This window comes from Proteus alimentorum (assembly GCF_002607735.1).
Classification (GTDB): Bacteria; Pseudomonadota; Gammaproteobacteria; order Enterobacterales; family Enterobacteriaceae; genus Proteus; species Proteus alimentorum.
In genome coordinates, this window is sequence record NZ_NBVR01000025.1 from 17,450 (window position 1) to 29,851 (window position 12,402).

The window sequence follows — 12,402 nt, forward strand, 5'->3', positions numbered from 1 at the left end:
ATCAGCCCCCTGCAATTGCTTGGAAGAGAAGAATAGTATCGCCATCATTAATAAAATGTGTTTCCCAATTTTCACGGGGAACAATGGTTTCATTGATAGCAAGTGCTACACCAATGGATGGTTGCTCTAACTGAATAAGGAGCTGACAGAGAGTGACAGGCATATCCAGAGAATATTGTTCGTCATTTACGGTAATGTTCATGCTACCCCTCGACAAACAGGACATGTTTTTGATGGTGTTAAACGCAACGTGCTCCAATTTTGTTTTCTACCATCGAAAAGGCGAAGTTTTCCACTTAGAGAGCAAGGTAAACCAGAGAGCAATTTAATCGCTTCAAGTGCCTGAAGTGTGCCAATCACGCCCACAACAGGGCCTAGAATCCCGGCTGTTTTGCAATTTCTTTGTGGTTCAGTTTCATCAGGATAAAGGCAGTGATAGCAACCGTGAGTAAAAGGAGGTTCAAATACCATAAGCTGACCGCTAAAACCAACAGCACTGCCACTAATCAGTGATGTTTTTTGTGTGACACAAGCACGATTAATCGCTTGGCGTGTGAGCATGTTATCGGTGCAATCTAAAACTAAATCGACCTCTTTAACTAATTTAGATAATGAATCATCATCAATACGTTGTTTATAAGCGGTGATTTTTATATCCGGATTTAGTGCAAGTAGAGACTGCTTTGCGACTTCTGATTTTGCATCAGGAATATCTTGAGTACGATAAAGAATTTGACGTTGTAGATTAGAAACATGTAACTCATCATCATCAACTAAAATAAGCTCACCAATACCTGCACCAGCAAGATAAAGTGATGCGGGAGAGCCTAATCCACCAAGCCCAACAATCAGTACCTTTGCTTGTTGAAGCTTACTTTGACCTTCTAAGCCAATATCTTCTAACATCACTTGTCGGCTATAACGCATAAAATCATTATCATTTAGCATGATGGTTTTCCTTCCACTAATTCTAATAATTTACGAGTCACTTGTTGCCAATCTGGCGCTTTTGTTATTGCACTGACTAAGGCAACGCTCCCAACACCAGTTGCAACAACGTCAGGTACTCTTTCGAGGGAGATCCCACCAATAGCAACAGTTGGAAAATCAGGAGTTTGCTCTACTTGATGTTTGAGTGCCTTCAAACCTTGAGGCTTAGATGGCATCTCTTTTGTTGTGGTTGGAAATATATGTCCTAATGCGATGTAAGATGGACGTAATATTTTCGCTCTTTGTAATTCAACTTTGTCATGAGTAGAAATACCAAGGCGTAATCCTGATTGTTTAATCGCATTGAGATCAGCAATATCGAGATCTTCTTGACCAAGATGAACACCGTAGGCGTGATGTTTAATAGCGAGTTGCCAATAATCATTGATAAACAGTCTTGCATGATAGTGTTTACCTAGTTTTATTGCCTCGATGATCTCTTGTTCAACGTCTTTTGGCTGTTTATCTTTTATTCGTAATTGCAGGGTGGTAACGCCTGTCTTTAACAGGCGTTCGATCCACTCAACTGAATCAACAACAGGATAAAGCCCAAGCTTTTTTTCTGTTGATGCAAAAGGTATGTTAGAGGATCTGTTCATTTTCAGTCACCTCAACACTGGTGATTTCTGCACTGTGGTATAACTCACTTCCATGCTCTTTAAAGGCTTGAGACATTTGCTCCATACCAGCTGCGTAATCGCGTACTTCTTGGGTTATTTTCATTGAGCAGAATTTAGGACCACACATTGAGCAGAAATGAGCGACTTTTCCTGATGCTTGAGGCAAGGTTTCATCGTGATATTGGCGTGCGGTTTCAGGATCAAGCGCTAAATTGAATTGATCTTCCCATCTAAACTCAAAGCGCGCTTTTGACATTGCATTATCGCGAATTTGAGCGCCGGGATGTCCTTTGGCTAAATCGGCGGCATGTGCGGCGATTTTATAAGTGATAAGCCCTTGTTTTACATCTTCTTTATTAGGTAACCCAAGGTGTTCTTTGGGCGTAACATAACAGAGCATTGCACAACCAAACCAGCCAATCATTGCTGCACCAATACCTGATGTGAAGTGATCGTAACCCGGTGCAATATCGGTAGTGAGAGGGCCTAATGTATAAAATGGTGCTTCATGACAATGCTCTAATTCTTCTGTCATATTGCGGCGGATCATCTGCATTGGCACATGACCGGGGCCTTCAATCATCACCTGAACATCGTATTCCCAAGCAATTTTTGTTAGTTCACCTAGGGTATGTAATTCAGAAAATTGTGCTTCATCGTTCGCATCTTGAATTGAACCCGGTCTTAATCCGTCACCCAGCGAAAGGGAAACATCATAAGCCGTACAAATTTCACAGATTTCACGGAAATGTTCGTAGAGGAAATTCTCTTTATGATGTGATAAACACCATTTCGCCATTATCGAACCGCCTCGAGATACAATACCCGTTAGGCGTTTTGCAGTCATGGGGACATAACGTAACAATACGCCTGCATGAATAGTAAAGTAATCAACGCCTTGCTCTGCTTGTTCAAGCAAGGTATCTCGGAACATTTCCCAAGTGAGATCTTCAGCAATACCGTTAACTTTCTCGAGCGCTTGATAAATTGGAACTGTACCAATAGGAACAGGGCTATTACGAATGATCCACTCACGTGTTTCATGGATATAACGACCTGTTGAGAGATCCATTACGGTATCCGCTCCCCAGCGTGTAGACCAAATTAGTTTTTCAACTTCTTCTTCAATGGAGGAGGTGACAGAAGAGTTTCCGATATTGGCATTCACTTTCACTAAGAAATTTCGTCCAATAATCATGGGTTCTGATTCAGGGTGATTGATATTAGCAGGAATAATGGCTCGACCAGCTGCAACTTCTTGGCGTACAAATTCAGGAGTAATATTGTCAGGGAGATGAGCACCAAAGCTAAATCCTGCGTGCTGTTGGCGTAAAACTTTGCTACGAATTCTCTCTCGTCCCATATTTTCACGAATAGCAATAAACTCCATTTCAGGCGTAATAATGCCTTGGCGAGCATAATGCAATTGCGTCACACTTTTGCCATTTAGCGCTTTTTTCGGGCTTGGTTTTAAGGGGAAACGCAAATGCTCTAATCCGGCATCAGAAAGGCGTTGTTGGGTGAAATCTGAGCTTAAAAGTGAAAGCGCTTCTGTATCATTGCGCTCATCAATCCATGGTTGGCGTATTTTTTTTAATCCAAGATTAACGTCAAGTTGAGAAGCAGGATCACCATAAGGGCCTGATGTGTCATACACTGGTACAGGTTCATTATCTTCAAAAATAGGGGAATCTTTTGATCCTCCTACTAGTGTTTTATCAAGTTGGATTTCACGCATTGGTACCTGAATGTCAGTACGTGAGCCTTCGAGGTAAATGCGGTTTGAATTAGGGAAACTTACGCCTTGAATGGTGCTGATAAACGCTTGAGCTGCATCACGCTGTTCTTTTCGTGGACGCTGTTTGCTGTTTGTTGGTGAAATATCTTTAACGGATATCGTTTGATTTTGGGACATAGCATTTCCTAATAAATATCATGCAGGCTAATCGCCTGTCGGGTGGATATTGAGAAAAATGCTTGTCTGGAGGTCGCAGGGAGTATCGACAGATAGGTGTATATAGATGTGTAAAAAATATACGCAATGAAGCTATCAAAAGGTCGAATCACTCTTGTTCCCTTCGCGGGTATTAACCCGATCAGGTTCCGCGGATCCCGAATTAACGGTCTCAGCCTGTGTTTATAATAGCCTTATAAACACTAGGCACTCCGACAAGAAGAAGTCCAGTATATGAGAGATTTTAAAAACTACAAGTCCGATATGGATTATTTATTTAAATCCCAATGTTGCTGTTCCCATGCTTTTTCATCTGAAATGAGTACTAATTTTTGATCGGCATTAACCGCTATAACATGATCGGCTTGATAACATAAAGGGAGATCATTAGATGAATCAGTATAGAAATAAATATAAGTATTGTTTATGTTATTTGCTTCTTTCCATTGATTTAAACGCTCAACCTTTCCTTCTCGAAATGTAGGAGTACCTTCAATAAATCCAGTGTAATGATTGTCCTTAATGTGCATATCAATACCCATTGAAATATCTGCATTGAGCTGCTTTGCAATCGCATGAACCAAAAAAGACATTGTTGCCGAAATAATCATCACGGGAATATTTTGTTGTCGATATTGTGTAATTATTGATATTCCTTGTGGGTAAAGCAGAGGCTGAATTTTTGTTTTAGTGAAGTCATTAACCCAATGATTTATTTTGTTTATATCATGATGCTTAAAGTAAGCTAAATGTTGAAAAAGATATTGGTTTATATCTAGTTTTTCAGCGTAATAGTCTGCGATCATTTGCTCATCTAGTTTTAAAAAATGAGGATCTGTGACTATTTTTTTATCCCACAAATAGTTTGTCCATAAGCGACTGGAGTCACCAGCTAAAAGCGTTTCATCTAGATCAAAAATCGCAATCTTGTTTTTGGTTTTATCTGTCATTCTAAGGGTTCTTATATTAATAAAATTTACATTTATATTTTAAGAATGTTAATGAATTATAGAAGATAGTCATAATTCATTGAGTGGTTCTTGTTAAAGAGAGTATCCTCTATTCTATATCATTATTTGGGATAGAATGGTCGTTATGCATTTATATACATTAACAGGCTCAGAAAAGGGCTGGTGGACAGTGAGTCTTGGTGGGCGAGTGTGGTTACCTAAAGGTGAGCTGCCGTTTGGTTTAGCTAAAGATTGGGATCTCATTGGTCAGCACGCTAAAATTGTGGGGGAATGGCAAGGTGAAACAGTTTGGCTTATTCATGGAAAAATGGATAACGACATGTGTTCACCAAGACTTATCGCCTCACAAGATGAAAACTTATTTAAATTAGTCGGTCGTGGTGTCCAACTGGCTGAGTTTTATCGCTCTCACCGTTTTTGTGGTTATTGTGGTTCTAAAATGCGCCATAGTGAGAGTGAATGGGCGTGTTTATGCGATAACTGCCATGAACGCTATTATCCACAAATTGCCCCTTGTATTATTGTGGGTATTCGCCATGAAGATAAAATCTTATTGGCACATCATGTTAGGCATAAACATTCACCGCTTTATACTGTACTTGCCGGATTTGTTGAGGTTGGTGAAACATTAGAGGAAGCCGTGGCCCGTGAAGTGTTTGAAGAAAGCAATATTCGTATTCGCAATATTCGCTATGTATCCTCTCAGCCTTGGCCATTTCCTCATTCCTTAATGATGGGATTTTTAGCTGATTATGATGGCGGTGAATTACAACATGATCCTTCTGAATTAATGAGTGCGGGTTGGTATCGTTACGATCAATTACCTCAGATCCCACCACCAGATACTATTGCTCGACGCTTGATAGAAGATACGATAGCCAATATTAGACAAGATAAAGAAAAGAACTAAATAAAGGCGCTGTCTGCCAACAGTTATTTTTCTAACATGTTACAATGCATGCTATTTTGCGGCCCTATTACTGTTAATGGAGTTAGTCATGAGTGAGTTGAAAAACGACCGCTATTTACGTGCGCTGTTGCGCCAACCTGTTGATGTCACCCCTGTTTGGATGATGCGTCAGGCAGGCAGATATCTTCCTGAATATAAGGAAACACGGGCACAGGCGGGAGATTTCATCTCATTGTGCAAAAATACAGAATTAGCATGTGAAGTGACATTACAGCCTTTAAGACGCTTCCCTTTAGATGCTGCTATTTTATTTTCTGATATTTTAACTATTCCAGATGCAATGGGGTTAGGTCTTTACTTTGAAGCAGGTGAAGGTCCTCGTTTTAAATCCCCAATAAATAGTCTTGATGATATTAAAAAATTACCTATTCCTGATCCTGAAGATGAACTGGGATATGTGATGAATGCAGTACGTGCCATTCGCCATGCATTGCAGGGTAGTGTGCCATTAATTGGTTTTTCAGGAAGCCCTTGGACACTGGCAACCTATATGGTTGAGGGTGGAAGTAGTAAGGCCTTCACAAAAATTAAAAAAATGATGTATTCAGAGCCTCAAGCACTACATCTATTACTGGATAAACTGGCAGATAGCGTTATTCTGTATCTGAATGCTCAAATTAAAGCGGGCGCACAATCTATCATGATCTTTGATACATGGGGGGGGGTGCTAACGGGCCGTGATTACCAACTCTTCTCATTACACTATATGCATAAAATTGTTGATGGTCTGATCCGTGAATATGATGGAAGAAAAGTACCCGTCACTTTATTTACCAAAGGTGGCGGTCGCTGGCTAGAAGCAATGGCTGCAACAGGTTGCGATGCATTAGGACTTGATTGGACGATAGATATCGAAGATGCACGTCGTCGAGTAGGGGATAAAGTTGCGCTACAAGGCAATATGGATCCTTCTATGCTGTATGCGTCACCGGCCAGAATAGAACAAGAAGTCGAAACTATTCTTGCTGGGTTTGGTAAAGGCAACGGTCATGTCTTTAATCTTGGGCACGGTATTCATCAAGATGTTCCACCTGAACATGCTGGTGCATTTATTGATGCGGTTCACCGTTTATCGAAGCCTTATCATCAGGATAATGACTAATACCCAACAATTACGTCAGGAGCAGACAGAAAAAGCTCAACAGATTATTTTAACAGACCAATTTACAGCACCAATTTGCATAGCAGGTGCTGATGTTGGTTTTGAAGAAGGCGGCGCTGTTACTCGCGCCGCCATCGTGATAATGCATTACCCTTCTTTTGAAATTCTTGAATACCAAATTGCGCGAATACCTACAACTCTTCCTTACATCCCTGGTTTGCTTTCATTTAGAGAGTGCCCAGCGTTACTGGCTGCTTGGCAATTAATCAAACAGAAGCCTTCTCTTATTTTTGTCGATGGGCAAGGTATTGCCCATCCTAGAAGGCTGGGTGTTGCAAGCCATTTTGGTTTATTGGTGGATACACCAACTATTGGCGTGGCAAAAAGTCGTTTATGTGGCATTGATAGAGTAATCAATGAAGAGATGGGAAGCCATGAGCCGTTAATGGACAAGAATGAGCAAATAGGGTGGATTTATCGCAGTAAGAAAAAATGTAAACCTCTGTATATTTCTCCGGGTCATAAAGTGAGTATGGAAGGCGCTTTACAGTGGGTCGAGTTGTGTATGAAAGGATATCGATTGCCCGAACCAACGCGTTGGGCTGATGGTATTGCTTCAAATAGGCGATTATTTGAGCAGTTGAATAAGAATAAGCTCTAAATGACCGGGAAATATGTGGATATTTATAATTTTCAGGTAAACTGCGCCTAAGTTAAGAAAATGAGTAATCACGAATGTTGAAGAACCCAATCCATTTACGTTTAGAAAAGCTAGAAGCTTGGCAACACCTGACGTTTATGGCGTGCCTGTGTGAGAGAATGTACCCAAATTATCAGGTATTTTGTCGTGAAACAGGTTTTACCGACCCAATGCTTTATCGCCGTATTCTCGATCTGGTTTGGGAAACTTTAACGGTGAAAGATGCAAAGGTTAATTTTGATTCTCAATTAGAGAAATTAGAAGAAGCGATTCCTGATGCATCTCAGTTCGAGATTTATGGTGTCTATCCTGCGATTGACGCCTGTGTTGCACTTAGTGAAATTGTTCACTCTCGTTTAAGCGGTGAATCATTAAGTCACGCTATTGAAGTGAGTAAATTATCAGTAGGGACAGTTGCTTCACTTGAAATGACACAAGCAGAAAGAGAAATGAGTGAAGAAGAGCTTAGATCTCTGCCTGCTGTTATTGAAGAGTTCGATATCCAATGGGAAATTTACCGTCTACTTGTAGAATGTGAAGAGAGAGATGTCGAACTGATAAAAGGTCTACGTGCAGACCTTCGTGAAGCTGGAATGAGCAATATCGGTATAGAATTAACGCACTAAATCAGAAAAACGTGATTTAGTGCTTGAAAAGCGACGTTTAAAGACTTCACATCACCCCTGTGTATGTTCTACATTGGGTACGAAAAGAAGTGGCTCAGGTGTTTTACTTAATTTATCCTCTTAAAAAGAGAAGTTAAGTTTTTTCACCAGATGTTTTTCAAACGATAAAACATACTTTAAGGACTATTTTATGAACAAAGCTGAATTAACCGAATCAGTTGCTGAAAAAGCGGATCTGACAAAAACTCAAGCAAAAGCTGCTATTGAAGCGTTTATCGATTCAGTAACAGGTGCTTTGAAAGAAGGCGATTCTGTACAGTTAGTTGGTTTCGGTACATTCAAGGTGAATCACCGTGCAGAGCGTACTGGTCGTAACCCTCAAACTGGTAAAGAAATTAAAATTGCAGCAGCTAACGTTCCTGCATTTACTGCCGGTAAAGCACTGAAAGACGCAGTAAAATAATTCCTTTGAACGGAATGAACAATAGAGGGGGATTTACTCCCCTTTTGTTGAAACGACAGGGGCTGTTAGCAATAGGATCTGCTTTTTTGCTCAGCGCCTGCTCCTCTACTGTGCAACTACCTGAATTTTCTGCAACAGGTTATATTGCGGATGAAGGTGTTGTGCGACTATGGCGTTTAAATAATACAGCGTCAGAACCTCAAGTGCTCATGAGCGTTTATAGCTTTTATAAAAAGCCAGAAACTGTCATCACATTCTATGAATATCGCCAAAATAAGCTTTGGCAAGTTCGTTCTGAAATTATCAATCCTAACGCTCCCTCATCTTGGCACCTTCGTTTAAATAAACGTGGTGAAGTTATTTTCATGCAACAAGAAAGCCAGAAGCAAAAACGAGCATTAACAGAAGATGAACGTTTAAGAATGGTATTTGCTGCAAGTAAAGAGCGTGAAATCAGTGAAGCGCTTACTATTGGGAAAGTAAATTTAGTACAGGGTGTCTGGTATCAAAATACAATGACAACATGTGCTGGCGAGAAGGTGAGTGTTTCTTTTGAAGCTCCAGAACAACGCTGGTTAAAAGCAAGAACACGTAATTCAAGTAAGCCATCTTATGTTGCTTGGCTTGATTCACCAGAAGGTAAGCAATTACTTATGGTTGCAGAACACGATTTTTGTAAATGGGAGCCAACAAAAGAGAGCTTGTGATCACTCCCTTTTGCTGTTGTTAATTTATTTCTTTAAGCGTGCAATCGCTCGATAGCCGATATCATGGCGATAAAAACTACCATCCCAATGAATACCTTTAGCTAAAGCATAAGCATTTTTTTGAGCTTGCTCGATATCATCACCCAATGCAGTTGCACAGAGTACTCGTCCGCCAGCAGTGATAACTTCGCCCTTGTTATTGAGTGTTGTGCCAGCTTGAAATACCTTTGCCGTTGTTGACAACGTTGGTGTTAAGCCTTCGATAACATCACCTTGACGATAATCCGCAGGGTAGCCGCCTGCAGCAATCACAATCCCTAACGCTGGGCGAGGATCCCAACAAGAGTCTTTATCTTTTAAGTGACCTTTTGCTCCGGCTAAGCAGAGTTCAACTAAGTCAGATTGCATACGCATCATAATAGGCTGAGTTTCTGGATCACCAAAACGACAGTTAAACTCAATAACCTTAGCAACACCTTGTTTATCAATCATCAGTCCTGCATAAAGGAAACCTTGGTAACGATGACCTTCAAAAGCCATTCCCTTTACTGTTGGATAAATGATTTTTTCCATTACTTGCTGGTGGATTTCTGGTGTGACAACAGGTGCAGGTGAATATGCACCCATTCCCCCTGTATTAGGGCCAGTATCTCCATCGCCAACACGTTTATGATCTTGGCTTGTAGCCATTGGAATAACGTGTTCACCGTCAACCATGACAATAAAGCTAGCTTCTTCGCCATCAAGAAATTCTTCGATAACAATACGATGTCCAGCATCACCAAAAACATTTCCAGCCAGCATATCTTTAATTGCAGCTTCAGCCTCAGCGTGTGTCATTGCAACAATAACGCCTTTACCTGCTGCTAAACCATCTGCTTTGATAACAATCGGTGTACCCACTTTATTAAGATACTCAAGTGCTGGCGCTATTTCTGTAAAATTTTGATAATCCGCAGTTGGAATTTGATGACGAGCTAAAAAATCTTTTGTGAAAGCTTTCGAACCCTCTAATTGAGCGGCTCCTTTTGTTGGACCAAAGATGGTCAGTCCCGCTGCTTTAAATGCATCGACAACACCAATAACCAGTGGTGCTTCTGGACCTACGATAGTTAAATCAATTTGATTTTCGAGAGCAAATTCGACTAATGCAGGAATATCTGTTGCACTAATCGCTACATTTTCAACACCATTTTCTAATGCTGTACCAGCATTACCAGGGGCAACAAAAACCTGCGTTGCAAGCGGTGATTGAACCGCTTTCCAAGCTAAAGCATGTTCACGACCGCCATTACCAATAATCAAAATCTTCATATCAATACCTTATTAATGACGGAAGTGGCGCATATTGGTGAAAATCATTGCGATATTATGTTCATTTGCAGCCGCAATCACTTCATCATCACGAATTGAGCCACCAGGTTGAATAACACAAGTCACACCAGCAAGTGCGGCTGCATCAATACCATCTCTAAATGGGAAGAATGCATCTGATGCCATTGCACAACCTGCAACTTCTAAACCTTCATCAGCGGCTTTAATACCCGCGATTTTTGCCGAATACACACGGCTCATTTGTCCTGCACCAATACCGACGGTCATATCGTTTTTAGCGTAAACAATGGCATTTGATTTTACAAATTTTGCGACTTTCCAGCAGAAGAGGGCATCTTTAAGTTCGCGTTCACTTGGTTGACGTTGAGTGACCACTCTTAAGTTTTCTTCTTTTACCATGCCTAAGTCACGATCTTGAACTAACAGCCCACCATTAACACGTTTGAAGTCTAACGCTGGTTTGGCTTCTTGCCATTGACCACAAGCTAATACACGAACATTGGGTTTGGTTTCTAAAATAGGGAGTGCATCTTTATTAATAGAAGGAGCAATGATCACTTCAACAAATTGACGCTCGATGATTGCACTTGCTGTTTTTGCATCTAATGGGCGATTGAATGCGATAATGCCACCAAATGCAGAGGTTGGATCGGTTTTAAATGCATTGTCATATGCTTGTGTGAGCGTATTCGCAATTGCAACACCGCAAGGATTTGCATGTTTCACAATAACACAAGCAGGCTCAGAGAATGATTTCACACATTCTAATGCTGCATCAGTATCTGCAATGTTGTTATAAGAAAGCGCTTTGCCTTGTAATTGATTTGCAGTGGCAATAGATGCTTCTTCTATATTCTCTTCTATATAGAAAGCTGCTTGCTGATGAGCATTCTCACCATAACGCATATCTTGTTTCTTTATATAGTTTAGATTTAAGGTGCGAGGGAAAGTACCTGATGGTTGTGAAATATCACCATAATAAGGTGCAACCTTCTGACCAAAGTAGTTAGCGATCATTCCATCGTAAGCCGCTGTATGTTCAAAGGCTTTAATCGCCAAATCAAAACGGGTATCTAAAGTAAGGCTATTTTCGTGATTATCCATTTCTTCAATCACTCTTTCATAGTCATTACTATTTACTACAATCGTAACGTCTTTATGATTTTTCGCTGCGGAGCGAACCATTGTTGGTCCACCGATATCGATATTCTCCACTGCATCTGCTAATGAGCAATCTGGGCGAGTGACTGTTTTAGCGAAAGGATAAAGATTTACGACGACCATATCGATAGGACGAATTTCATGTTCTTCCATAATTGCATCGTCTTGCCCACGACGACCTAAAATTCCACCATGTACTTTAGGGTGCAGCGTTTTCACTCTGCCATCCATCATTTCTGGGAAACCTGTGTAATCGGAGACTTCAATAACCGGTAAGCCAGCTTCTGCTAATAGACGTGCGGTTCCACCTGTAGATAAGAGTTCGACTTCTCTTTCAACAAGTGCTTTAGCAAATTCTAAAATACCTGCTTTATCAGACACACTTAAAAGTGCGCGGCGGATAGGACGAAGATGTTGCATGAGTTTTATCCCTTGGGGTTGGTATAACGGTAGTAATGGTGAAGTTAAATCACATTAATACAGTGAAATTGTGTTTGCTTAACTAACATTTCAGAAGATGGACACAAAATCAATCTTACTTAATCGACCGCTATGATAACGCAAACGTTTGCGTTTTACATGCTAATTTTATGTAAAAAGGTGCTCTGTGGATAAAATTGTTGATAAGTGCGTATAAGTAGGGGTTTTGCTGTGGAATTAAGCAAACGATTTTTTTTCTTAAAAAAACTATTGCCAGCCTCAGAAAACTCCCTATAATGCGTCCTCGTTGTCACGGCAAACCACGCTAAGTGAGTTAGCCGAGAGAACAAAGAAAAAAAGTGAAAAGCCTTGAAAATAAACGC

The 12,402-nt window shown here is 40.6% G+C and carries 13 protein-coding genes and 1 riboswitch; of the genes, 6 read left to right on the forward strand and 7 right to left on the reverse strand.

The genetic code is table 11. The annotated features are described in order from the left end of the window. Position 1 precedes the first annotated feature (1 nt). The 5 genes from thiS to B6258_RS08615 form a co-directional block, all read right to left on the reverse strand. On the reverse strand, positions 2–202 hold the full coding sequence (gene thiS, locus B6258_RS08595) for a sulfur carrier protein ThiS (RefSeq protein ID WP_099074912.1): 201 nt from the start codon (positions 200–202) through the stop codon (positions 2–4). Further along, positions 199–948: a HesA/MoeB/ThiF family protein gene (locus B6258_RS08600; RefSeq protein ID WP_099074913.1), complete on the reverse strand. Its 750-nt coding sequence runs from the start codon at positions 946–948 to the stop codon at positions 199–201. Before B6258_RS08600 ends, thiS begins: the two co-directional genes overlap by 4 nt. Further along, positions 942–1,589 carry a thiamine phosphate synthase gene (gene thiE / locus B6258_RS08605; protein WP_099074914.1) on the reverse strand — a complete coding sequence of 216 codons (648 nt, stop codon included), beginning with the start codon at positions 1,587–1,589 and terminating at the stop codon, positions 942–944. The genes B6258_RS08600 and thiE overlap by 7 nt, the downstream gene beginning before the upstream one ends. Next, positions 1,573–3,525, reverse strand: coding sequence for a phosphomethylpyrimidine synthase ThiC (gene thiC, locus B6258_RS08610; protein ID WP_099074915.1), 1,953 nt, complete (start codon positions 3,523–3,525; stop codon positions 1,573–1,575). The genes thiE and thiC overlap by 17 nt, the downstream gene beginning before the upstream one ends. A gap of 141 nt (positions 3,526–3,666) precedes the next feature. After that, positions 3,667–3,789: riboswitch (TPP riboswitch) on the reverse strand. A 44-nt stretch (positions 3,790–3,833) separates the two neighbouring features. Then, complete coding sequence (locus tag B6258_RS08615) at positions 3,834–4,514, reverse strand: HAD family hydrolase (RefSeq protein WP_099074916.1); 681 nt, start codon at positions 4,512–4,514, stop codon at positions 3,834–3,836. A gap of 145 nt (positions 4,515–4,659) precedes the next feature. On the opposite strand from B6258_RS08615, the gene nudC reads away from it, so the two are divergent. The 6 genes from nudC to B6258_RS08645 all read left to right on the forward strand — a co-directional run bounded on the left by nudC (position 4,660) and on the right by B6258_RS08645 (position 9,103). Further along, positions 4,660–5,445 (forward strand): NAD(+) diphosphatase, encoded by a 786-nt coding sequence (nudC, locus tag B6258_RS08620; RefSeq protein WP_099074922.1) that lies wholly within the window; start codon positions 4,660–4,662, stop codon positions 5,443–5,445. 88 nt (positions 5,446–5,533) lie between these two features. Next, positions 5,534–6,607: a uroporphyrinogen decarboxylase gene (hemE, locus tag B6258_RS08625; protein ID WP_099074917.1), complete on the forward strand. Its 1,074-nt coding sequence runs from the start codon at positions 5,534–5,536 to the stop codon at positions 6,605–6,607. Further along, positions 6,600–7,268: a deoxyribonuclease V gene (nfi, locus tag B6258_RS08630; RefSeq protein WP_099074918.1), complete on the forward strand. Its 669-nt coding sequence runs from the start codon at positions 6,600–6,602 to the stop codon at positions 7,266–7,268. The genes hemE and nfi overlap by 8 nt, the downstream gene beginning before the upstream one ends. A 74-nt stretch (positions 7,269–7,342) precedes the next feature. Continuing rightward, positions 7,343–7,933, forward strand: a complete 591-nt coding sequence (locus tag B6258_RS08635) for a YjaG family protein (protein WP_023583105.1) — start codon at positions 7,343–7,345, stop codon at positions 7,931–7,933. Positions 7,934–8,123: 190 nt separating this feature from the next. Then, positions 8,124–8,396, forward strand: coding sequence for an HU family DNA-binding protein (locus B6258_RS08640; RefSeq protein ID WP_004246922.1), 273 nt, complete (start codon positions 8,124–8,126; stop codon positions 8,394–8,396). 44 nt (positions 8,397–8,440) lie between these two features. Continuing rightward, on the forward strand, positions 8,441–9,103 hold the full coding sequence (locus B6258_RS08645) for a DUF1481 domain-containing protein (protein ID WP_240531560.1): 663 nt from the start codon (positions 8,441–8,443) through the stop codon (positions 9,101–9,103). A gap of 24 nt (positions 9,104–9,127) precedes the next feature. Here B6258_RS08645 and purD read toward each other — a convergent pair whose 3' ends face one another. Together purD and purH are read right to left on the reverse strand one after the other, a co-directional pair. Then, the gene (gene purD, locus B6258_RS08650; protein WP_099074920.1) at positions 9,128–10,417 is read right to left on the reverse strand and encodes a phosphoribosylamine--glycine ligase; all 1,290 of its coding nucleotides are present in this window, start codon (positions 10,415–10,417) and stop codon (positions 9,128–9,130) included. Between the two features lie 12 nt (positions 10,418–10,429). Further along, positions 10,430–12,019 (reverse strand): bifunctional phosphoribosylaminoimidazolecarboxamide formyltransferase/IMP cyclohydrolase, encoded by a 1,590-nt coding sequence (purH, locus tag B6258_RS08655; RefSeq protein ID WP_099074921.1) that lies wholly within the window; start codon positions 12,017–12,019, stop codon positions 10,430–10,432. Positions 12,020–12,402: the final 383 nt, after the last annotated feature.